Consider the following 20,956-nt stretch of genomic DNA (forward strand, 5'->3'; position numbering starts at 1 on the left):
TGACCTGTTATTTTGAACCATTGGAGACAAGACATGACTAAAAGAAAAATTTTCAAATCGCTAGGCCTTGCGCTTGCATTGGCCATGACAGGGTGGAGTGCTTTGGCACAAACACCCAACAAACCCGTTCGAATCATTGTGGCTTTTGCAGCCGGCGGTCCCGTTGACGCCATGGCCAGAACCTTGGCCGAACCGCTTGGGCGAGCACTTGGCAAAACCGTCATTGTTGAAAACAAGCCAGGTGCCAGTGGTGCCATTGGCGCCAACGAAGTTTTGAAATCCGAAGCGGATGGCTCAACCCTTTGGTTGACCAGCGTAGGTGCTGCAGCCATCAACCCAGCGTTGTTTCCCAAACTGTCTTACAACATGCAAAAAGACTTTGCACCTGTTTCATTGGCAGCCAACAATGTGGAGGTGTTTGTGGTGAATACAAACAATCCGGCAAAGGATGCAGTTGAATTGATGGCAGCTGCAAAAGCCAAAAAAGAACCTATGGCGATTGCCTCATCAGGCAAAGGCAGCATTCCGCATTTGGCACTTTTGCAATTGGAGTATTCAACTGGCATTGATATGCTTCATGTTCCCTACAACGGCATGGCGCCGGCATTGAACGATTTGTTAGGTGGCCAAGTGATTGGTTTCTTTGCCGATGTGCCTGCAGTCATGGCGCAAATTAAAGGCGGCAAACTGCGTGCCTTGGGTATGGCTTCCAAGACACGCCATCCTTTATTGCCTGAAGTTAAAACGTTTGAAGAGCAAGGCTTTAAGTCTGTCGACACCAACAATTGGTATGGTTTTTTTGTATCTTCCAAAACAGCGCCTGACACGGTCAAGGCGCTTAACCGTGCTATTCAACAAGCCGTTGCCGATCCAGCTGCCAATGCCAAAATGACGCAGTCGGGCGCTGAGCCCAAAGCCACCTCTCCTGAAGAGCTGGGTGCCATGCTGGCCGCAGACACAGAAAAGTGGGCGCGCCTCGTCAAAGCTCGAAACATCACGGCCGACTGATGAGCACCGATCACATCCGAGTTCCTTTGGTGGTGGGCGGTACACGCCCCGAGCTTAAAGAGATTGAAGAGCGCATCCTCAAAGAGCGTGGCCGCATCTCTTTGCTCTACCAAGTCCTGCTGAACAGCGCACCCATTGCAAAGGGCTGGGAGGCCATGCTGACTGCAGTACGCAATCAATCATCTGTCCCCGCAGACCTGCGAGAACTCATGATTTTGCGAGTTGCGGTTTTGAACAAAGCCAGCTTTGAATTTGAAGCGCACATTCCACATGCGCTAAAAGCCGGTGTTCCGCAAGCCAAAATTGACGCGCTTCGAGACCTGACGCTGCCTGATGTATTTAGTGCTGAAGAAAAAAGACTTCTACAAATGACAGACCACATGACGCGCGACGTTGAAGTGCCCGCCGAGTTGATGGCAGAAGTCACTCGCCAATACTCCGCAGAGAAAGTGGTGGAGTTGGTGGCCACGGTCGCTGCATACAACATGGTCTCGCGCTTCTTGGTAGCGCTCAACATTGTTCATTGAGAGGAATTCGGATGATCGCCACTCATCTGTTAGAGCGGACGGGCTCGTTTTTAGAGACCGATGAATACAAACGCTCGGCTGCTGATTTAATTTGGTGGCAAGCCGTTGATCAAGCTTTGTATCGAGCCTATTGGCACGCTGACACCCCCCCAATGCTTGAGGCAACTTCCTTGAGTTTGCTCTTGGATTTGAAGGGGGCTAGCTACCAATCCGCAGGGAATTTTCACTATGTTGTGGAAACAGATGTGAAGCCGGAGCAAGAAGAAGAGATGAACGCTTGGTACAACACAGAGCATCTGGTGGGTTTGTCGCAGGTTGCGGGCGTCATTTCAGCCAAAAGGTACTTGCGTTTGTCTGGTGGTCCTCGTTTTATTGCTTGCTATGAATTGGAGTCTCCCCATATTCTGGAAAGTAAGGAGTGGTTGGCAGTTCGCCATACAGCTTGGAGCTCAAGGGTGAGGCCTATGTTTTTTAATACTTTTCGGCAGCACTTCGTGCGATGCACTTAATTTCTTGAGTTCAAGTTTCAATGATTAACAAAATTGCAGACTCCATTGCGCAAGCAGTCGCAGGGACGCAAGATGGGGCCACCGTTTTAATCGGTGGGTTTGGCACCGCTGGCATTCCTAGTGAATTGGTCGATGGTTTGATCGATCAAGGTGCTCGTGATCTGGTCGTTGTCAACAACAACGCTGGAAATGCTGAGCATGGTTTGGCAGCCTTGCTAAAAGCGGGGCGCATTCGCAAAATTATTTGCAGTTTTCCAAGGCAGGCCGACTCCTATGTGTTTGATGAGCTTTATTTGTCAAAAAAAGTAGAACTCGAGTTGGTGCCGCAGGGCAATTTGGCTGAGCGTTTGCGCGCAGCAGGTGCTGGTGTTGGGGCTTTTTTTACACCCACAGGGTATGGCACCCTCATGGCCTTGAACGCAGACGGCTCTCCCAAAGAAACACGCCTGATCAATGGCAAAAATTATGTCTTGGAATACCCCATCCATGGCGATTTGGCCTTGATCAAAGCAGAAGCGGGCGACAGATGGGGTAACTTGATTTATAGAAAAGCAGCTCGAAACTTTGGGCCAGTCATGGCAATGGCTGCAAAGAAAACGGTGGCCTCCGTCCACAAGATTGTGGAATTGGGTGAGCTAGATCCTGAAGCAGTCATTACCCCTGGCATTTTTGTCAGCAAGATTGTGCGCATAGAGCACAAGGCCACCACAGCTGGAGGCTTTCAATGAGCAATTACAAAGCTAGAGCCAAACAAGAGTTGGCGCATCGCGTTGCGCAAGATATTCCTGAAGGCGCCTATGTCAATTTGGGAATTGGTCAGCCTACCTTGGTAGCCAACTTCATTCCTCGGGAAAAAGAAGTCATTCTGCAAAGCGAAAACGGCATTCTGGGCATGGGCCCAGCCCCCGCAGCTGGCGATGAAGACTTTGATTTGATCAATGCGGGCAAGCAGCCTGTGACGATGTTGAAGGGTGGTGCATTCTTTCACCATGCCGATAGCTTCGCCATGATGCGTGGCGGCCACATTGACATCTGTGTATTGGGTGCCTTTCAGGTTTCAGCGACAGGTGATTTGGCCAATTGGAGCACGGGTGAGAAAGGCTCTATTCCAGCCGTAGGTGGCGCCATGGATTTGGCCGTAGGAGCCAAGGAAACGTGGGTCATGATGGACCTGCTCACCAAGAAGGGTGAAAGCAAATTGGTATCGGCCTGCACTTATCCCTTAACGGGTGTGGCTTGTGTCAGCCGCATTTATTCAGATCTTGCAACTTTGGCTTGTGGACCTGAGGGTCTCACTCTGATCGATGTGGTGGATGGATTGAATCTGCAGACGCTGTCACACATGATTGGCCTCCCTATCAGACCAGCGGCGTCATCAATTTAGAAGGCTAGCATGTCTCAATCAACGTCCTCTGAATCAGTTGTTCAAACTTATTTGGACATACCGTCGCTATCCAAATTGACATTGCCAGCCAAGTCATGCGATGCCCACGTGCATGTGTTTGGGCCTCGGGCAAGGTTTCCTTTTTCTCCCACCCGGAAAATCACGCCAGCCGATGCGTCCAAGGAGAAGCTATTTGCGCTGCATCAACGTTTGGGTATTGAGCGTTGCATCATTGTTCAGTCGATTGTTCATGGCAATGACAACTCAGTGGTGGAAGATGCCATCGATGCTGGCGGCGGCAATTACTTGGGCGTAGCCTTGGTAGACGTTGATGTGTCAGATGCAGAACTCAAACGCCTGGCCGCCAGAGGCTTCAGAGCTTTGCGATTTCACTTCATGAAGCATATCTCAGGGGGCTATGACGTCAATGATGTTCTCAAGCTGACCCCAAGGATGGCAGATGTCGGCATGCACCTGCAGGTTCACTTTGAAAGTGAATTGGTGCATAGCGTAGGGGCCGCATTGTTGAAGAGTTCGGTGCCCGTGGTCATTGATCACATGGGCCGTGTCGATGCGACTTTGGGTGAAAACCACGCCGATTTTCAAGCTTTGATGAAAATGCTAGACAAAGAAAATGTGCGCGTCAAAGTGAGTGGCATTGACCGCATAGATTCGTCATCTCACGCGGGAAGCGGCTACCCCATGGGTACGCCTTTGGCCGCTCGCTTGGTGGCCAATTTTCCTATGCAATGTGTTTGGGGATTGGATTGGCCACATCCTAATCACACGCACATACCTGATGATGGCGAATTGGTTGATGCACTTTCAAAAATTGCACCAAGCGAACAAGCCCTGCATCAATTGTTGGTGATCAATCCGCAAGTACTCTATCGGTTTGATACTTAAGCCAACTAAATACTTCACTGAAATGCCTCATTGAACTGCCTCATTGATGATGCAGTCCTCCCTGCCAGTTTCAATAACTGTATTTTTTCTCAAGACTGTCAAAGTAGGGCTTGTTCACCATGCGCTGTCGCTCTAGAAACGGCACCACCACAGAGGGGTCTTCATCCAAGCGGCCATTTTGCTTGAGTTGACCTAAAGATTTCTGCATTCCCAAGGCAGCACCTTGCAATGCTGCATTGGCGTAGAGCACCACACCAAAACCCAGTTCAGCCAATTCGGCCTGATCGAGCGCTGGCGTTTTGCCGCCAATCACAATGTTAATGAGCTGTGGTCTCTCTAGTAGCTTGGTCAGAGCGCGCACCTCTTCCATGCTTTCAGTGGCTTCTACAAACAAAATATCAGCACCTGCTTCCGTAAATTGGATGGCGCGCTCAATGGCTGCTTCAAAACCATACTTGGCGCGCGCATCGGTTCGGGCAATGATCTGAAAATTTTGATCTTGCCTGGCATCCACGGCGGCCTTGATTTTGGAAATCATTTCTTCTACTGGGGCTACGTCTTTGCCTGAAAAGTGACCACAACGTTTAGGGAAAGTTTGATCTTCAATTTGAACGGCATCCGCACCAGCTCGCTCTAATGCGCGCACAGTTTGCCGAACATTCAGTGCATTACCGAATCCGGTATCAATGTCCACAATCAATGGAATTTCTACCGCATCCCGAATGGCACAAGTGTGTTCTACCACATCGCGCAAACTGATGAATGCCAGGTCGGGTAGGCCGTAATACATGTTGGTGAGACCTGCACCGCTCAGGTACACCGCTTCAAACCCGAGGTCTGCAATGGTGCGCGCACTCATTGCGTTGAAGGCGCCTGGAACCAACAAGCCATTGCGCTGATTGACGCGATCACGAAGAATGGCTTTGGAATTTTTGCTCATGCTGATCTCAATGTAAAAATTTTCAGGGTGATGTCAATTTATGTTTCAGGACGGATCATTTCAAATGGACTGCCCAGTTCGAAATAATCGCCTTTGTACCCAGCTCGCAAGACAGGTTGTGCGGCTTGGAGGTTGAAGCGTCCATCTTCCATGAATTCATGTCGAATATGAACCCCCACGACTTGCCCAATGGCTATCCAATTGTGAATCGCTTGGCCTTCAAGGTCATTCAAGCGCAAAATTTGGAGGAGCTTGCATTCAAAGGAAGCGGGAGACTCCCCTACGCGTGGCGCTTTGACATGACGGCCCGGCACTTGTGTCAGTCCTGCCATTTCAAACTCATTCACTTCAGGGGGCACTGGCGCTGAACTTTTATTCATGGCTTGCGCCAGTTGGCGACTCGTGAGGTTCCAAGTGAATTCGCCTGTTTCTTCAATGTTCCGAATGCTGTCTTTGTAGCCGTCGCTTGAAAACGCAATGACTTTGGGTTTGTCGGAGAAGCCGCCAAAGAAACTATAGGGCGCCAAGTTGGCTTGGCCCTTTGAATTCAAACTGCCAATCCAACCAATGACACGGGGCGCCAAAATGGCTTTAAAGGGATCATGCGGTAGGCCATGACCTTTTAGGGGATCGTAAAAATAAGTATCGGTGTTCATTGGCAGCAAAGGATGTAAATCAATTAGCGGGAAACAAGTAACTCACTGAGCTTTGCGACAGGTAAGTCATTAGCGCCCTGCAATATGAGATCAATGACTGCATTTTGTGTTTGCGTTTTAAATCTGGCGGAGGTGTTGGATTTGAACTTGGTTTCTATCTCTGCCACTGAAGCCGGTCGGTCTGCGCTGCCCTTGACTTGGTCAATGCGTATGATCGAAGCATTTCCACTTGTGTGATGAACTTCAATTTCTGCTTGAAACTTGTTGGGAAAGTCTGCGTCCAACATAGGCGTCCAACTGATCTTTTGTGCAAATGCAACAGCCTCAGCATTGACCGTGTCTGAAAGGAAGTGCTGAGCAGTAATGGGAATATCCAGAAATACCAATGCCATGCAATAGGGCAGGCTGTATTTGGCTTCGTTCAGAATGGTGGGCGTTTGTTTGCGACGCCAAGGTTCGCAAATGATGGCAGCGGCACCTTGCGGTACTTTGCATTCAATCGACTGGATATTTTGAAGCGATGAGTTTTGCAACTTGAGTTGCTGCACAGCTTCTAAAAATGGATGGATGTAATGACAGCAAGGAAATAGTTTGAATGCGGCTTCGCGCAGTGTCCATGCTTGCCCCAAGCTATTGAGTTCTTGGCCTAAGGCTGAAGCAGCATCGGCATGGTCGGTGTACGTGTTGTACAAACCAAACCGACCTTCGTAAACTGTCGATGGGCCCGTCATTCCTGCAATGGCCAATGTGGCGGCCATACTGCCAGAGTGCGCGGCCCACCCTGGATGCATGGCCTTCACGGTGGCACCTTCGCTTAAAAATTCAAAAATACCCGATGCTTGGCTTCCGGCAATGCCCTGTGCCGAAACCAGTTGATTGCGCGATGCGCCCGCAGCAAGCCCACTCAAAAGTGCAGAGACCAAACCCCCACCCACGGACGTGACTTGAAAGCCTCGACGTTGAAATGCGCCTGGCGCTGCCAAACCCACACGAATCAAAACTTCCCACCCAATGGTGATCAAACGCGTGAGTTCGCCCAAGCTGAGTTGGTTTTGCTCGGCTGCGGCCAAGGCAGCAGGCACGATGACTGCGCTGCCATGCACGATGGAGGCCATGTGCGTGTCATCGTACTCAAGCGCATGAATAAAGCTGCCATTGAGGAGGGCTGCATTGGCGCTGTGTGTTGAGACGCTGTGGCCTAACACGGTACATAGACCTTGCGCCTGATTCTTTAAAAGACTGTGCGCCATTTGTTGCTGCACCAAACCACCCGATGCAGCAATACCAACACCCAATGCATCCAAAGTGTGAAGTCGTGCTAACGAAGACACATCGGACGGAATGTCGCTTTGACTTAGGGCGAGCGCAAAGTCAACCATCCGCTCGCTGTGCGTCATGACTGATGGCCTTTGAGTTGAGCGCTGTCTTTGAGTACTTGTGTGGCATCTTTGCCACTGATGTAACCCAAACCGATCGCTGTCAGAAGTCCGTTGCCCGAGGCATAGCCCATGGCACCCGTTTGACCGCTGATGCCGCCAGCAGCACCGCCACCAGCATACAAGTTAGGGATGGGCGTGCCGTCTTTTTTCAAGACGCGACCACGGGTGTCGATGGCCAAGCCCCCTTGCGTGTGAAACAAGCCTGGTGTAACGCGACAAATCCAGAGATTCGACTGGAGTGGGGCCAAGGCAAATTTGCTGCGACCAAAGCTGTCGGTCTGTTTGCCTTGCGCAGCCTCGTTGTAAGCATGAAGCGTTTGCGCCAAGCTTTCTGCAGGGAGCTTGAACAGCGCGGCCAACGCTTCAATATTGTCAGCTGACTTGATGCCACCTAAATTGACCAATTCTCGAAACTCTTCTTCTTTGTCTGCAATGGCTTTGATGCGATCGTCAAAAATAGCAAAGACTTCGGTTTGCTGTCCCAGCACCATGCGTGCATAGCCAGAGTACCCGATGTCTTCATTGCCAAAACGCTCACCCCGTGAATTGACCAAAATGCCACCTTTTTCCAGTGTGGTCCAAGAAAGCAATGAGCCGTGGGGGTACGCTACTGCGGCATAGCCTTGATAAGCACCCATGTTGGCAAGACCTGCGCCTAATTCGCGGCCCCATTGAACCGCTTCGCCTTGGCTTCCTAAGGCACCAAAATATTCAGCACCGGCAATTTCAGGACAAAATTCTTTGACCAAATCGCGATTGGCTGCGAAGCCATTGCAAGCCAAGATCACTTTGCCCGCTTTGATGCGTGTGGTCTCAACGCCCTTGCCGCCAATCACAGCGCCAATGACTTCGCCTTGCGCAGAGGTGATCAACGATTGAACCGGATTGCCAACTGCCAGCGGGATGTCGCGCTTTTCAACGCCAGCCAGCAAGTCGTCCATCAAGTCTTGTCCGCGCCGAGAGGCTGGCGCATGCAAACGTGGCACTGTGTGTCCCACATGGCAATAATCCGTAATCAGGCTCATGCGCGCAGGAACGCTGTCTACCAACCATTCACAAAGCTCAGCTGAAATGCGCGACAGTTTGTCGCTGACATCGCTCAGTTCATGGCGACCCGCGATGCGTTCAAGATCAGCGATCAGCACTTCAGGTGAGTCAACAATGTTGGCGGCTTTTTGGAATCGACTGCCAGCACCCGGAATCGAGCCGGTGCTCAGCGCTGTATTGCCGCCAGGTTGATCTCGTTTTTCGACGATGGCCACGTTGGCCCCGTCGTCATGCGCGGCAATGGCGGCACTCAAGCCGCAGCCACCCGCGCCGATGATCAAAACATCTACTTCCATATCTGGGTTGTCAAGCACAGTCATTGCAATCTTTCAAGCGGCTGAATTAGGACGGGGTTGGAACATCTGATCGACCACAGCATGCCAAGACGTTGACCAAGCGCTGTTGTGGCTGTTTTGGGTGCACAGTGAGTGAAGCGCTTGCATCGCTTGCGTTAAGCCAGGAGCAGGGCGCTGGGACAGTGCTTCAATTTTTTGCCACAACTCATCGTCAGTGAAAGGACGATCTGGGCCGCCTCGTGCACTTAAACAATTGGCGCTGTAGCGCTGACCCTCTGAGGTGACCAGTGTGATAAACGCGGGCCTGTCGTAGGGCCAGGGTAATTCTTCTTCAACCAAACGCATGGCTACCTTTTGACGCATATTGGCGACACGTTCATCTTGCATAGATTGGGTGCTGAAGGCTTCAGCACCGCCATGACCATAAACAAGCGAGGCGGCAAGTGCGTGCGGCATGGAGAATTTGGCGCCCAAGGTGGTGACCGGTTGCGTATCAGTCAGTGTCATGCCAAGGCGATGCGTTTGAAGTTCAATTTGACTGACGCCTTGACCGCCTTGAAGTTCAGGGTGTTGGTCCAAAATTTCGCGCATGGCTTCAATGGACGAGTGCGCGTATTGGCAGCAAGCATTGATTTTGTGATAACCCGAACTCACAGCCCAATCAGTGCCCAAGTCTTTGGTGAGTTCGTCAATGTGCGCTTCACTGTGCAATGTTTCGTGATACACATCGTGAGGCGTTGCAGGCAAGCTGGTGACCCCTGCTTGGGCCCAATCAATGGCCTGAAGACCATTGAAAATGCCAGCAGCTGCCCAAGCATTGCGAATCAACGAACCCCTGATCGCTTGGTTATAAGGGCCTACAACACCTAGCGTACTGGCATTGCAAATGGCATCTTGCATTTGCGCTGCAGGCAGTCGGCGCAAGAAGCCCACAGCAGCGGCCGCACCCACAGCATTGAACAGTGCGTGTGGGTGAATGGTCAGTGCGCTGAATTTCCAAGTACGGGCAAACCGGGCAGTCACTTCATAAGACAAAGTGCTGGCCCGCAAAACTTCGCTGATTGCAATTTTTTCAGATTCGGCAATGGCCAGCAAAATAGGCAAGGTGTAGAGACCAGCGTGACAAACTGCTTTGCGATAACCTTCGTCGAGCTCATTCCAACTGGCGGCCAGCGCGTTGGCCAATGCCGCTTGCAAGGGTGCTAATTTGGCGCGATCCGTGCGAATGACACTGGCTTCACCCACAGGGCCACGGGAAATTTGCATGGCCTGAGAGGCCATCACTTGGGGTTCTGTTTCAGCAGAAAGCATGGCCGCCAAATCGTCACCAATGATCATGACGGTTTGTTGTCGGACTTCAGTTGGAATGTTGTCCAGCTCTTGCTGGGTTGCCCATTCAATGAGTTTTTGTACGCCGAGTCCGGCTGCGTCACGCAATGTAGGCTGTGTCATATTTTTAAAACAAATGCCAGAGGCTTTTTTCTTCCAGCAATTGCTTGCTGGCGCCATCAAAAATAACTCGCCCTGATTTGAGAACAACGGCGCGATTAACTTGCTTCAAAGTGGCTTGAACATTCTGCTCAACAATGAGGACAGTGGTGCCTTCCTTTTCATTGATGTCGCGGATGGATGTAAGCACATCTTTCACAATGATGGGGGCTAAACCTGTGGTGGGCTCGTCCAAAAGCAAGAGACGCGGGCGAGTCATGAGTGACATGCCCAAGGCCAGCATTTGTTGCTGACCTCCACTCAATGAACCCGCCACTTGTGTCTTTCGTTCTTTCAGAATGGGGAAAATTTCGCAAACTGTTTGCGCATAGGCGGGGTCGTGCAGAAGGCCCGCAATCCGAAGGTTTTGCTCGACTGATAGTTCTCTAAAAACGTTGTGTCCTTGCGGCACAAAACCAATGCCCTGACGCACATTCAAATGAACCTGGCCAGCCACAATTTTTTGATTTTGATATTGAATTTGACCTTCAATTTGCGCGAGGTCGCCCACCAGGGACTTGAGCAAGGTGGTCTTGCCAGCGCCATTGTGACCAAAAATACCAACACGTTCTCCGTCCTGAATACTCAGTGACAAATCATGCAGGACTTGGAGTTTTCCATAATAAGCGTTGACGTGATCGACTTGAAGCACTTGGGCCTCTCCTTCTGGTTGATCGTCGCTTACGCGCCGAAATACAAATCTGCCAAAGTTTGACTGGCTAACAGTGAATCAACACTGCCGCGCTCAAGAATTTTGCCGCTGGCCATGAATACAGCTGTGTTGCACAGGTCCTTGATGAAGGACACGTTGTGTTCCACCACACACACAGCCCGACCAGAGGCAGCCTCTTCTCGAACGATGCTTTTCATGGTTTCGTAGGCATTGCCCTCAACGCCCGCCATGGGCTCGTCCAGCAAGAGACACTCACCGTCGTTCATCAAAGCGCGGGCTAAGCCCACCAATTTTTGTTGACCAAATGTGATGTCGTTCACACTGCTGTCTGCAATGGCCTGCAGGTTCATGCGTTTCAAAATGCCCATGGCACGCTCATGCATGGCGACGTTGGCTGCTGCTGTCTGTTTGGGCCTGAACAGTATGTTGCTGATTTTTTCACCGGGATAATCGCGCGGTGCCACCAACATGTTGTCTAAAACACTCATGCTGGCAAACAAGCGCATGTGTTGCCAGGTTCGTGCCACACCTAAGCGTGCACGTTGGTGCAGGTTCAAGCCATCCAATGACTGGCCAGACACAGAAATACTGCCAGAGTCTGCAGGGTAGACGCCTGAAATTAAATTGAACAAAGATGTTTTGCCAGCGCCATTGGGTCCAATCAAACCCAGAATTTCGCCGCGTTGAATGTCAATGGAAATATGATCGGCTACGACAATGCCGCCAAAGCTTTTGCAAACATCTTTGAGTGAAATCAAGGCACTCATATCACGCCTCCTTTGCAGATTGGCGTTGGCTGGGGGCAATCAAACCTTGAGGCCGCCAGAACAAAAAGACAATCACCAGCGATGTGTAGATAACGCCCTGGAGCGGGGCCATCACACTGGGCGGTAAATTCAAAAAGCTAATGGCTTGCGGTAATAAAAGTAACAAAATCGAACCCACAACCGGGCCCAGTTGCGAGCCCATACCGCCCACCACTACCATGGTCAGCAACATGGCTGATTGCAAAATTTCAAATTGATCAGGGCTGATGTATTGGTAGTAGTAGGCATAAATGCCACCCGCAATGCCCGCAAAGCCAGAGCCAATGGCAAACAAACTGAGCTTGATCATCATGGCGTTGCGGCCAAGCGCGGAGAAAGCCAGTTCGTCATCGCGCATCGCGGCAATGACACGGCCATAGGGCCCATTGAGAAGCCACCGAATAGCCAAAACGACCACTGCGGCAATGGCACAAGAAACAAGTGCAAATAAGGTACTGCGTGAGGAACCCTCAACGATATTGGGAATATTGCCCAAACCGCTTGCACCGCCCGTGACGCTCAAGTGTTTGATGACTTCAAGCAGGCCCAACTGAAAGCCGATGCTGGTGATCATCAAGTAGTCACCCGATATTCGCAGCGATGGCAGGGAAAGCATCATGGAGGACAAGAAGGCAACGCCACCACCGGCCAGAACAGCCAGCACAGGATGCATTTGAAAATGAATGGCCAGCAGGCCCGTGGTGTAAGCACCCAATGCAAAGAAGATGGGGTGTGCAATGCTCACCAAACCGCCAAAGCCAATGATGAGGTTGAAACTGGAACTCAGGGTAATGTAGATGCCTACCAAAACCGCCAGAGAGATGAAATACTCCATGTTCAGATACCTTTAATGAGCGGCTTATTGTTTTTTCGACAGGCTGATCAGTTGCTTGAATTTTTGCAAACTGACACCCTGTGGGAAAAACAAAATCGTGATGAAAAGAAACACGTAAAGAATGAGGCCTTGCCATTGCGACGGAATGACAAAAATACTCAAACCTTGAATGAGTGAAAGGCCCACGGCCGCCACTGCCGCACCAAAAATTTTGCCCATGCCGCCCAAGAGTGTGGCAATGACTGCAAAGAGCATCATTTGCAAAGGCGTATTGGGAATGATGGAAGCCCTTGTTCCAAATAAATACATGCCTGCGGTAATGAGCACGCCCGTGATGACAAAGGTGAGGACGTAGGCCCGCGTCACGTTAATGCCATATAGCCTAGACAATTCAGGGTTGTCGGAAACTGCTGCCATAAACTGACCATCGTGCGTACGCGTCATGAAGAGGTAAAGCGCAAGCAACAAAACGAATGTGACGCACACCGCTTCGATGTCCCAATTGCTAATCACAATGCCATGAACAATGTTCACGCCCGACATGATGTTGGGTTTGAGTGCAACGGGTTCTGTGCCAAAAATCATGGCCAACAAATAAGCTAAAAATTCGGACACCACCAGGGTGAAAATGAAAAAAGTCAGACTGGGTGAATTTCTATTTCGCAGGATTTGCAGTCCATACCTGTCCATGAACACATTGGCAGCAATGGTGACGACAAGGCCAATACCCACTGAGGGCAGGATGGCAATGCCGAATTTATTGTGTGCTGCGTACATGACATAAAACGACAGAGCCATCATGCCGGCCTGTGCAAAGTTCCATACCTTGACCACTTTGACCACCAGTGAGAACGCCACAGCAAACAAGATGGCATAGGTGGAAGCGGCAAAACCTGTCCAAACGATTTGCAGCAAAATAGAAATATCAATCACACCAATCCTTTGAGAGATGAGCTGGTCACGACTGACATCAGTCGTGACCGATTCAAAGACGCTTTACTTGATTGTGGCCAAAGGCACGAATTGGCCTTTGTCAACAGTCAATAGATAAACTGGCTTGTTCACACGGTGGTCTTCGCCAACCGTCAATCCGCCAGTCATGGGTAACTCAAAGGTTTTGGCAGTGATCAAAGCCTTGCGCATGTTTTCACCTGTGGCTGGCAACTTGTTTTTCTCAATCCATTTGTAAAGTTCAGCTACCAAGTAAGGGCCGTCATACAAGTACTGTGTGTAAGGCAAGCCATTGGGCACGCGCTTTTCAGTTTCTTTCCAGCGGTTGATGAACGGTGTGAGGTTGGGGTTATCTGATGGTCCAGGAGCCAAGGAGGTCACGATCAAACCTTCAGCGGCTGCACCCAGTTGCTCGATCACTTTAGGGTTGTAGCCCGCAGAGTAAGTCGAGACACGTTGCTGCAAACCCAATTGACGCATTTGCGCAATCACTTGTGGCAAATCAGACACCAGGCCCTGAATGTGAATCATGTCTGGATTGGCTGCTTTCACTTTGAGCAAGGCACCTGTGAATTCGGTAGCTTTGGTGTCATAGGCTTCATACGCCACCACTTTGCCACCTGCTTTTTCAAATACGCTCTTGTAAATGGCTGCACCCTCAACGCCGCTGTCGTTGTTGATGTACATCACAGCAGCAGTTTTCTTGCCCAGTGTGGCGTAGGTGTATTTGGCCAAGCCACTGACGTCCACTTCAGCCAATGGGAAAGTGGTGTAAACATAATCGCCCAGTTTGGCTATGTCGGGCGAGTTCGCGCCAACGCTAAGTTCCAATATTTTTTCTCGATTGGCAATGGGGGCCACAGCTTTGACCACCGAGCTCCATGCTGTGATGAAAACTGGCACTTTGTCCACACTGGCCAAGCGATTGACCGCATTGATACCCAGTTGGGGGTCGGCTTGGGTGTCAAGCACAATCATTTCAAGTTGCTTACCGTTCACGCCACCTTTGGCGTTGATGTCGGCAACAGCCCATTGCGCGGCCTTGACTTGGTCTGCGCCGTAAAGCGCTTGTGAACCAGACAAAGGCATGGCAAGACCAAACTTGAGGGTTGGCTTGCTTTGCGCTAACGCAGCACCTGTAAAGGCTGCGCCACTCATGATCAGCGCTGAAAGCGCCAACATACGACGACGATTTGAAAGTTTCATTTTCTCTCCTGGTTGGTAGAACAAACAATGGCCCTCTTGGACCGACTTTAGGGAACGCTTAACAACTGACTCAAATCTTTCTCAAGGTTTCTAGAACCTCCTGTGTGGGCGCGACATCGGCATACTTTTCTGACATGTCAAACAAATTGACCGCATGTGACACGTGGCTCCGGTCATAGACCGCATCTTCAGGTACCAATACTTTGAAGTTCAAAGAAAATGCATCCACCACGCTAGAGCGTACGCACCCACTGGTGCTGCAACCTGTCACGATCAGCGTGTCAGCTTGCAAGTCAATCAGGTGGCTGGTGAGTGCCGTCGCAAAGAATGCACTTGGATGTTTTTTGGGTAGCAACACATCGCCAGGGTGGGGTTCAATGTCTTTGACAAATTGATAGCCATTGGCGGCAATGTTCATGATGGCAGGGACTTTGTCTGCCAAACGACCGCCTTCGTTTTGCACTTTGGGTGCTACGTGTGGATAAAGAACGGGCCAACCGCGCTTGCGAAATTCATCGGCCAACAATTTGATGTTGCCCACGGCCTTCCATGCTACTTCGCCACAACTGGTGGGAAACTCTTTGATCGCTTCAAAAAATGGCTGGGGTGTTGTTCCCGTTGTGCGGTACTGAACATCAATGATCAATAAAGCGGGACGTTTGCCAATGCCCGTGGGGCGTCCAAAGCCTGCAGCGCGATAGGCGCGCTGTTCTTCCTCGCTGATGATGCCGTGCCATGGTTTCATGAAAGTGCTCCTTCTTTGGGCTCTGTCAGTGAGCGGAAAATGTAGTTGCCGTAGCCAGGTTGACCCAAAATCTTGCCATTGGCCATGACGGTGTTGCCGCGGACAATGGTTTGGACGGGCCAACCTTTGAGGTTTTGGCCTTCGTACAAGCTGTAGTCAGAGTAAGAGCCCAACTCAGCAGGATTGACCACACGACTTAAGTTCAAGTCGACCAGGGTGATGTCTGCATCAGAGCCAATGTCTAAGCTTCCCTTATGGGGTGCCACATTGAAAATGGCTGCTGGGGCTTTGGTTAGTACTTCTGCAATGCGACGCAGACTGAGGCGGCCCTTGTGATAGCCCTCGTGCAACAGCACCGGCAAAATAGTGGCGGTACCTGGGAAGCCTTGAGATGCCAACCACAAAGGTTTTTCTTTGGTGGCACGTTTGCGCGGGCAATGGTCGGATGCCACTACGTCGATGCTGCCATCTTGCAAGCCTTCCCACATCGCTGCCACGTCGTCGGCGCTTCTGAAGGGTGGATTGGCTTTGCCCATGCCTAGCAAATCAGAGTCTTCGGTGTGAGTGAGGTAATGCGGACAAGTTTCAACAAACACTTTGTCGTAACGGCTACGCCATTTACGTACTTCGTCCAGGGCCATCCGAGTGCTGATGTGCGGTATGTAAATTTGGGCACCCAAATGCTCGGCAAAGTACATGGCCCGCACAGAACTTTCAGCCTCTGTAAAAGCTGGTTTGGCGCGAGACCAATCTTTCAAGGTGGTGCCACCGCTAGCTTGAATTCGTGTCCGAATTCGGTTGACAACTTCAATGTTCTCGGTGTGACAAACTACTTTGACATCGCCAATGCTAGCGGCCATGGTCAGGAGGTCAAAGAGATAGCCATCGTCCGTGCCGTCAAGGCCCAAGTAGCGACCTTCCTCGCCCTTGAAGTTCATGAAATATTTGAATGATGTCACGCCGTAGGTTTTGACGTAATCGGCCAACTCTTTAATGTGTTCTTCATTGGCAGTGCTAAAGTGAAACGCATAGTCGATATAGGCGCGCGTTCTGGCGTATTCCTGCTCACGCTTGTAGACATCGGCATAAGCTTCATTGTTCAGGAAATAGCCAAGAACCGTGGTAAAGCCACCTTGAGCGGCGTAGATGGTTTCAGTTTCGTATTCGGTAATTTTTTCACCAAAGCCGAAATGCATGTGTGCATCAATCAGACCAGGAAAGATGTGCAGTCCTTCAGCTGACATAACAGGAATTGACACATCGACAGGTGTTCCAGGTGCTAAGTGCGCTGCAATTTTGCCGTCTCTAATCAGCAAGTCTGTGGGGGTTCCATCGGTGTTAGCGTCAACAAGTGTGCCACTGCGAAGAACAAATTCAGTGCTATTCATGCGAGTCTCTTTTTTAAAAACATTCGTTCAATTCTTCGAGGTTGCGAGGCCTGCAAGAGGCTTCCTTCAAAGTGAGTGCCTTCAAGCTGGCTTCCAGCCAATCTGGATCGAGGTCTTGCCCAATGCAAACAATTCGCCCGCGCAAATCTGTGTCTGGCCAAGCTTGCAGAAACGTAGGCGAATGAAAAACTTTGCCCACACCTTGAATCAGTACAAAGGGCCTGGCATCGTTGACAGCCAATAAGCCTTTACACCGCAGAAGTTGATTGCCAAATCTCAAGGTGAGCAAGTGCCACCATGCAGAGATACCTACCCATGTGGGTTGAATGTCGGTGAATACACTCCAACTGCCGATGCCTGAACCATGCGGGCTGCCATGAGAATTTTCGTCAAATGCTTTTGGCAATAATTTAAAAGTATTGCTCGGCAAGTCGATCGTGAAAATGGCTGCTGCAGATTGCCCTGAAACTGATTCCGTGATGTGGGCATAGGGGTTAAGTTTCTTGAGCTGAATCTTCAGTTCAAGCAAGATCGGTGCACTGGCCATGTCGGTCTTGGTGATGACCAAATGCTCTGCAACGCTTGCCTGTTTTCGAGATTCAACGTGCAAATGCAGTTGTTGCAAACCTTGCACTGCATCGATCGTGGTGATAACTTGCCCCAAGCGAAAGTGTTGCATGAGCGATTTGTCACCCAACAACGCATGCATGACTGGCAAAGGGTCGGCCAAGCCGGTGGTTTCTATGACAACGCGTTTCAAAGGTGGTCTGCCTATGCGCTGGGTGAGATCTTTGATTTCTAAAAGCGTCTCGCGCAGTGAGTGTGTAACGGTGCAGCACAAACAACCGTTGTCCAGCAAATAGACATCTTCCGATAGTTCTTTGTACTGGAGTTGATCAAGGCCGATAGCTCCAAACTCGTTGACGATGACAGCCGTGTCCTGACCTACTTCTAGCCGAAGGTACGCGTTAAGGAGTGTGGTTTTGCCACTTCCTAAAAACCCTGTGAGCAGATCAAAAACAATCATTCCAGGTTGGGTCCGGTTGAATTCAATGGATGAACTTTGAATTCATTAGATCATATTTTTACGCCTAGCGTTATTTTATTTCGCCTAGTGTGCCTATCATCTGTATCAAAATACGTCCAAAATTGAGACAAAACATGCCAATCAATTCAAAAAAACTGCAATCTGCCAAGGCAAAAACCACCTCGGTGGGGGAAGACGGCCGTAAAACAAACTCCGTTGAGGCCGTTAAAGTGGCCATGCGCTTGCTCAATGAAATGGCATTGGCCAGGCGGGCCATGCGAATCACTGAACTTGCAGATTTGATGGGGGAGACCAAGCCTCGTATTCATCGGCATTTGGCCACTCTGAAAGAAATGGGCATGGTGGAGCAAGAGCATTCCACCGAACGCTACCGCTTGGGTTGGCGCCTTTTCCAATTAGGGGAGGCTGCTGGCGCCCAATTTGACTTGCGCTACCGAGCCGAACCTTATTTGGTTAAGTTGCGTGATGAGTTGAGGCAAACCGCCGTACTGGCCATTCCCATTAACGGCCAACCCATGGTCATTGCAACCTCTGACAACATCTATGCGAGGATTTGCATCTCTGTAAAGCCTGGCAATCGACCGTTGCCGCATTGCTCAGCTTTTGGCCGTTTGATGTTGGCCTATGCAACAGAGCCTGCGCAGCGCGCTTTGCTGGCGGAGTCGTTACAGGCTGAAACAGAGCAGTCGGTGGTTGACCCTCAAACTGTTTTGAACCGTTTGCCTGTCATTCGCAAACGTTTTTACGATTACGCTGCCAGTGAAATGCTGCTGGGAATTAACACCATTGCCGTGCCTATTTTCAGAGACGATGATGTGTTAGCCGGCGCTATTGGCATAGTGGGTTCTATCCAAGAAATTCCAGATCCTCCGCCTAAAGCGCAAATCGATCTTCTACGGCAATATGCGGACGAGTTGTCAGTGCAATTGAAAAGTAACGCTTACCGTCAAACTCGGCCTTGAGCATGAAAAACCAAGATATCGCCTTACTATCGTCAGAAGCATTGAAATTGATAAGTCAATCAAAGCCATCTGAATGCAACTGCGCCTTGAAACATTGTCTTGGCTGGGAAAGTGTCAGTGACGATCGCTGGCCGGCAGACCAGATGCAAAGCAAAGGGACCCTTCGTGAACCTTTACAAGACGGACAAACCGAGCCGAGCTTTGAAGAGTTTCACCCTGATGGCACTCGCTACGACTCGCCTCAAGCACCCATTGCACCCAAGCACTTCCCCTACAACCGATGCGACGTCTTTGCATGTCAGAAGTGCGGTTGTGGTGTGATGAAGTACACGGAATATGGGGGTTATTACGTCGACAACCGGGTTCGGTTGTTCAACCCTGAATTGCTTGTCGATGTCAGCCTGTAACTTCATCTAAATCCTATGACTCAATCTAAACAGCCGGTCTATCGAATTGGGTCTGGTGCAGGTTTTGCCGGTGACCGTGTAGATCCAGCTGTCGCGTTGGCTGCATCGGGTCAAGTAGACGCTGTGGCACTGGAGTGCTTGGCCGAACGAACCTTAGTTCCCGGCATCAAAGCGCGTCATGACAATCCAAACGCGGGTTTTGATACGCGTTTGCGACGGCGCTTGACGCCTTTGTTGCCTGCTGCAGCCAAGACAAATTGCAAAATTATTTCTAATTTGGGTTCTGCCAATCCCGGTGCTGCGGGTCAAGCCATTGCTGACTTGGCCAAGACGCTGGGCGTGTCAGGCTTGCGCATTGCGGCGGTTGAGGGCGATGACGTGATGGCGCTGTCCGACCAAGTCAAATGGATGAAACCATTGACAGGAAGATTGTTGGGTGCACACGCCTATTTGGGATGCGTCCCAATGGCTGAAGCTTTGGAAGCCGGTGCCGATGTGGTGGTGACCGGACGCGTTGCCGACTCTGCCTTGTTTGCGGCGCCAGTGCGTCAGTATTTAAATCAAGACCCCAATGCGTTGGCGGGTGCGCTGACGGTGGGGCACTTGTTGGAGTGTGGCGGACAGTTGACGGGGGGTAACTACGATCCCTTGGGCGGCCCCAAGTCTGGCAATCCTTTGTCTGCGGCTGAATTTGCGGCCATCGGTTATCCCTTGGCACATGTTTACGCTGATGGCTCTGCAGACATCACGGTGCTAGACGGTGCGCCGGCCATCGTCGATGCCCTCACTTGCACTTTGCAACTGTTGTACGAAGTGCACGATCCTTTTCGATACATCACGCCCGATTTGGTCTTGGATTTTTCTGGCATTCGCTTTGAGCAAATCGGCCATAACCGCATTCGCATGACGGGTGCGCGGACTTCAGGCCCGCCGCCTTCCTTGAAAGTTGCAGGCTTTTTAGAACTGCCAGGGTTCATTGCCGATTGTGAAATTGGCTTTGCGGGATCAGGTGCCTTTGGGCGTGCCAAGAAAGCCGCAGAGATCTTGCGCAGGCGCCTGTCAGATTGGTCAGATGACGATGTGGCCATCGACTTGGTGGGTGTTAACTCGGTGTTGCGTGCAGGTTCATTGGACGCGCCACCCCCTGCCGAACTTCGGGTGCATGTCTCTGCACGTTGCAAAGATGCTGAGATGGCGCAGGTCATTGAGGACGAAATTTATACATTGACGGTATCCGGCCCTGCTGGCGGGTGCAGCGTGCGAAGTGAAAGACGAAACCGCATCGAAATCGTGGATGGTTTCATCGATCCGTCGCTAGTCAAAACAAATTTGCGCTGGAGTCAGTCATGAGAGTCGGAGACATTGCAGTTGGCCGCGCGGGCGACAAAGGGGACATGCTGGACCTCACGCTGGTAGCGCCAGATGACGCCACCTATCACTTCTTGAGTCAGGCGTTGACCACTCAGGCCGTCGCCCTCATGCTAAACAAAGTGGTGCCAGGGCCCGTGCTTCGCTATGACCTGCCAGGTCTTAAAGCTTTGAAGTTTGTCATGCCAGAGGCTTTGATGGGCGGAGTTTTCGCCACCTTGCGCCCAGGCCTTCATTGGCAGAAAGCAGCCATTTGGTTGTTGCTAGATTTGGACATTCACCCTGAAACCTTGGCTTTGAGTTTGGCGCAAACCGAGGCCGCCCACAAATGAGTTGGCAAGTCGCAGGGTGAGGCATAAAAAATGGA

General features: G+C 50.8%; 23 protein-coding genes. 10 read left to right on the forward strand and 13 right to left on the reverse strand.

The window, feature by feature from the left end; translation table 11 throughout:
* The first annotated feature begins 33 nt into the window (after window positions 1-33).
* From AMM03_RS03750 to AMM03_RS03775, 6 genes are read left to right on the forward strand one after another with little or no spacing between them, the layout of a single operon-like run.
* Window positions 34-1,008 carry a Bug family tripartite tricarboxylate transporter substrate binding protein gene (locus AMM03_RS03750; protein WP_090129077.1) on the forward strand — a complete coding sequence of 325 codons (975 nt, stop codon included), beginning with the start codon at window positions 34-36 and terminating at the stop codon, window positions 1,006-1,008.
* Window positions 1,008-1,535 carry a carboxymuconolactone decarboxylase family protein gene (locus tag AMM03_RS03755; protein ID WP_194942749.1) on the forward strand — a complete coding sequence of 176 codons (528 nt, stop codon included), beginning with the start codon at window positions 1,008-1,010 and terminating at the stop codon, window positions 1,533-1,535. The genes AMM03_RS03750 and AMM03_RS03755 overlap by 1 nt, the downstream gene beginning before the upstream one ends.
* Window positions 1,536-1,546: 11 nt before the next feature.
* Complete coding sequence (locus AMM03_RS03760; RefSeq protein WP_090129078.1) at window positions 1,547-2,044, forward strand: DUF4286 family protein; 498 nt, start codon at window positions 1,547-1,549, stop codon at window positions 2,042-2,044.
* 20 nt (window positions 2,045-2,064) lie between these two features.
* A complete protein-coding gene (locus tag AMM03_RS03765) occupies window positions 2,065-2,772 on the forward strand; it encodes a 3-oxoacid CoA-transferase subunit A (RefSeq protein WP_090129079.1) in 708 nt (235 codons plus the stop codon).
* Entirely contained in the window at window positions 2,769-3,428 is a 660-nt protein-coding gene (locus AMM03_RS03770; protein WP_090129080.1) for a 3-oxoacid CoA-transferase subunit B, read from the forward strand. The genes AMM03_RS03765 and AMM03_RS03770 overlap by 4 nt, the downstream gene beginning before the upstream one ends.
* 9 nt (window positions 3,429-3,437) lie before the next feature.
* The gene (locus AMM03_RS03775; protein WP_090129081.1) at window positions 3,438-4,334 is read left to right on the forward strand and encodes an amidohydrolase family protein; all 897 of its coding nucleotides are present in this window, start codon (window positions 3,438-3,440) and stop codon (window positions 4,332-4,334) included.
* Window positions 4,335-4,404: 70 nt separating this feature from the next.
* On the opposite strand, the gene AMM03_RS03780 is transcribed toward AMM03_RS03775, so the two are convergent.
* The 13 genes from AMM03_RS03780 to AMM03_RS03840 form a co-directional block, all read right to left on the reverse strand.
* Entirely contained in the window at window positions 4,405-5,274 is an 870-nt protein-coding gene (locus tag AMM03_RS03780; RefSeq protein ID WP_090129082.1) for an isocitrate lyase/PEP mutase family protein, read from the reverse strand.
* A 38-nt stretch (window positions 5,275-5,312) separates the two neighbouring features.
* On the reverse strand, window positions 5,313-5,930 hold the full coding sequence (locus tag AMM03_RS03785; protein WP_090129083.1) for a flavin reductase family protein: 618 nt from the start codon (window positions 5,928-5,930) through the stop codon (window positions 5,313-5,315).
* Window positions 5,931-5,953: 23 nt separating this feature from the next.
* Window positions 5,954-7,327: an MmgE/PrpD family protein gene (locus AMM03_RS03790; protein ID WP_090129084.1), complete on the reverse strand. Its 1,374-nt coding sequence runs from the start codon at window positions 7,325-7,327 to the stop codon at window positions 5,954-5,956.
* The gene (locus tag AMM03_RS03795) at window positions 7,324-8,736 is read right to left on the reverse strand and encodes an FAD-dependent oxidoreductase (RefSeq protein ID WP_228764550.1); all 1,413 of its coding nucleotides are present in this window, start codon (window positions 8,734-8,736) and stop codon (window positions 7,324-7,326) included. The genes AMM03_RS03790 and AMM03_RS03795 overlap by 4 nt, the downstream gene beginning before the upstream one ends.
* Window positions 8,737-8,745: 9 nt before the next feature.
* Window positions 8,746-10,164, reverse strand: coding sequence for an MmgE/PrpD family protein (locus AMM03_RS03800; protein WP_194942750.1), 1,419 nt, complete (start codon window positions 10,162-10,164; stop codon window positions 8,746-8,748).
* Window positions 10,165-10,168: 4 nt separating this feature from the next.
* On the reverse strand, window positions 10,169-10,852 hold the full coding sequence (locus tag AMM03_RS03805) for an ABC transporter ATP-binding protein (protein ID WP_090129086.1): 684 nt from the start codon (window positions 10,850-10,852) through the stop codon (window positions 10,169-10,171).
* Between the two features lie 29 nt (window positions 10,853-10,881).
* Window positions 10,882-11,640, reverse strand: coding sequence for an ABC transporter ATP-binding protein (locus AMM03_RS03810; protein ID WP_090129087.1), 759 nt, complete (start codon window positions 11,638-11,640; stop codon window positions 10,882-10,884).
* 1 nt (window position 11,641) lies between these two features.
* Complete coding sequence (locus tag AMM03_RS03815) at window positions 11,642-12,514, reverse strand: branched-chain amino acid ABC transporter permease (RefSeq protein WP_090129088.1); 873 nt, start codon at window positions 12,512-12,514, stop codon at window positions 11,642-11,644.
* 24 nt (window positions 12,515-12,538) lie between these two features.
* Window positions 12,539-13,447, reverse strand: a complete 909-nt coding sequence (locus tag AMM03_RS03820) for a branched-chain amino acid ABC transporter permease (RefSeq protein WP_194942751.1) — start codon at window positions 13,445-13,447, stop codon at window positions 12,539-12,541.
* A gap of 63 nt (window positions 13,448-13,510) precedes the next feature.
* Complete coding sequence (locus AMM03_RS03825; RefSeq protein ID WP_090129090.1) at window positions 13,511-14,671, reverse strand: ABC transporter substrate-binding protein; 1,161 nt, start codon at window positions 14,669-14,671, stop codon at window positions 13,511-13,513.
* A gap of 70 nt (window positions 14,672-14,741) precedes the next feature.
* Window positions 14,742-15,416 carry an isochorismatase family protein gene (locus AMM03_RS03830; protein WP_090129091.1) on the reverse strand — a complete coding sequence of 225 codons (675 nt, stop codon included), beginning with the start codon at window positions 15,414-15,416 and terminating at the stop codon, window positions 14,742-14,744.
* The gene (locus AMM03_RS03835) at window positions 15,413-16,804 is read right to left on the reverse strand and encodes a dihydroorotase (protein ID WP_090129092.1); all 1,392 of its coding nucleotides are present in this window, start codon (window positions 16,802-16,804) and stop codon (window positions 15,413-15,415) included. The genes AMM03_RS03830 and AMM03_RS03835 overlap by 4 nt, the downstream gene beginning before the upstream one ends.
* Window positions 16,805-16,817: 13 nt before the next feature.
* Window positions 16,818-17,831, reverse strand: a complete 1,014-nt coding sequence (locus AMM03_RS03840; RefSeq protein ID WP_090129093.1) for a CobW family GTP-binding protein — start codon at window positions 17,829-17,831, stop codon at window positions 16,818-16,820.
* A gap of 134 nt (window positions 17,832-17,965) precedes the next feature.
* On the opposite strand from AMM03_RS03840, the gene AMM03_RS03845 reads away from it, so the two are divergent.
* From AMM03_RS03845 to AMM03_RS03860, 4 genes are all read left to right on the forward strand, one after another.
* Entirely contained in the window at window positions 17,966-18,814 is an 849-nt protein-coding gene (locus AMM03_RS03845) for an IclR family transcriptional regulator (RefSeq protein ID WP_090129094.1), read from the forward strand.
* 86 nt (window positions 18,815-18,900) lie between these two features.
* A complete protein-coding gene (locus AMM03_RS03850; protein WP_228764551.1) occupies window positions 18,901-19,221 on the forward strand; it encodes a hypothetical protein in 321 nt (106 codons plus the stop codon).
* 15 nt (window positions 19,222-19,236) lie between these two features.
* Window positions 19,237-20,571 carry an acyclic terpene utilization AtuA family protein gene (locus AMM03_RS03855; protein WP_090129096.1) on the forward strand — a complete coding sequence of 445 codons (1,335 nt, stop codon included), beginning with the start codon at window positions 19,237-19,239 and terminating at the stop codon, window positions 20,569-20,571.
* Window positions 20,568-20,921: an AtuA-related protein gene (locus tag AMM03_RS03860; protein ID WP_090129097.1), complete on the forward strand. Its 354-nt coding sequence runs from the start codon at window positions 20,568-20,570 to the stop codon at window positions 20,919-20,921. The genes AMM03_RS03855 and AMM03_RS03860 overlap by 4 nt, the downstream gene beginning before the upstream one ends.
* The last annotated feature ends 35 nt before the right edge of the window (window positions 20,922-20,956 follow it).

This window comes from Limnohabitans sp. Rim11 (assembly GCF_001269365.1).
Taxonomy (GTDB): Bacteria; Pseudomonadota; Gammaproteobacteria; order Burkholderiales; family Burkholderiaceae_C; genus Limnohabitans_A.

What these genes read in the sequence shown, in the direction of transcription:
- AMM03_RS03860 (WP_090129097.1), top strand. Translation starts at nt 20,568, where the DNA reads ATGAGAGTCGGAGACATTGCAGTTGGCCGCGCGGGCGACAAAGGGGAC.
- AMM03_RS03775 (WP_090129081.1), top strand. Translation starts at nt 3,438, where the DNA reads ATGTCTCAATCAACGTCCTCTGAATCAGTTGTTCAAACTTATTTGGAC.
- AMM03_RS03810 (WP_090129087.1), bottom strand. Translation starts at nt 11,640, where the DNA reads ATGAGTGCCTTGATTTCACTCAAAGATGTTTGCAAAAGCTTTGGCGGC.
- AMM03_RS03790 (WP_090129084.1), bottom strand. Translation starts at nt 7,327, where the DNA reads ATGACGCACAGCGAGCGGATGGTTGACTTTGCGCTCGCCCTAAGTCAA.
- AMM03_RS03855 (WP_090129096.1), top strand. Translation starts at nt 19,237, where the DNA reads ATGACTCAATCTAAACAGCCGGTCTATCGAATTGGGTCTGGTGCAGGT.
- AMM03_RS03780 (WP_090129082.1), bottom strand. Translation starts at nt 5,274, where the DNA reads ATGAGCAAAAATTCCAAAGCCATTCTTCGTGATCGCGTCAATCAGCGC.
- AMM03_RS03755 (WP_194942749.1), top strand. Translation starts at nt 1,008, where the DNA reads ATGAGCACCGATCACATCCGAGTTCCTTTGGTGGTGGGCGGTACACGC.
- AMM03_RS03800 (WP_194942750.1), bottom strand. Translation starts at nt 10,164, where the DNA reads ATGACACAGCCTACATTGCGTGACGCAGCCGGACTCGGCGTACAAAAA.
- AMM03_RS03750 (WP_090129077.1), top strand. Translation starts at nt 34, where the DNA reads ATGACTAAAAGAAAAATTTTCAAATCGCTAGGCCTTGCGCTTGCATTG.
- AMM03_RS03845 (WP_090129094.1), top strand. Translation starts at nt 17,966, where the DNA reads ATGCCAATCAATTCAAAAAAACTGCAATCTGCCAAGGCAAAAACCACC.
- AMM03_RS03815 (WP_090129088.1), bottom strand. Translation starts at nt 12,514, where the DNA reads ATGGAGTATTTCATCTCTCTGGCGGTTTTGGTAGGCATCTACATTACC.
- AMM03_RS03765 (WP_090129079.1), top strand. Translation starts at nt 2,065, where the DNA reads ATGATTAACAAAATTGCAGACTCCATTGCGCAAGCAGTCGCAGGGACG.
- AMM03_RS03840 (WP_090129093.1), bottom strand. Translation starts at nt 17,831, where the DNA reads ATGATTGTTTTTGATCTGCTCACAGGGTTTTTAGGAAGTGGCAAAACC.
- AMM03_RS03830 (WP_090129091.1), bottom strand. Translation starts at nt 15,416, where the DNA reads ATGAAACCATGGCACGGCATCATCAGCGAGGAAGAACAGCGCGCCTAT.
- AMM03_RS03835 (WP_090129092.1), bottom strand. Translation starts at nt 16,804, where the DNA reads ATGAATAGCACTGAATTTGTTCTTCGCAGTGGCACACTTGTTGACGCT.
- AMM03_RS03825 (WP_090129090.1), bottom strand. Translation starts at nt 14,671, where the DNA reads ATGAAACTTTCAAATCGTCGTCGTATGTTGGCGCTTTCAGCGCTGATC.
- AMM03_RS03785 (WP_090129083.1), bottom strand. Translation starts at nt 5,930, where the DNA reads ATGAACACCGATACTTATTTTTACGATCCCCTAAAAGGTCATGGCCTA.
- AMM03_RS03795 (WP_228764550.1), bottom strand. Translation starts at nt 8,736, where the DNA reads ATGACTGTGCTTGACAACCCAGATATGGAAGTAGATGTTTTGATCATC.
- AMM03_RS03770 (WP_090129080.1), top strand. Translation starts at nt 2,769, where the DNA reads ATGAGCAATTACAAAGCTAGAGCCAAACAAGAGTTGGCGCATCGCGTT.
- AMM03_RS03760 (WP_090129078.1), top strand. Translation starts at nt 1,547, where the DNA reads ATGATCGCCACTCATCTGTTAGAGCGGACGGGCTCGTTTTTAGAGACC.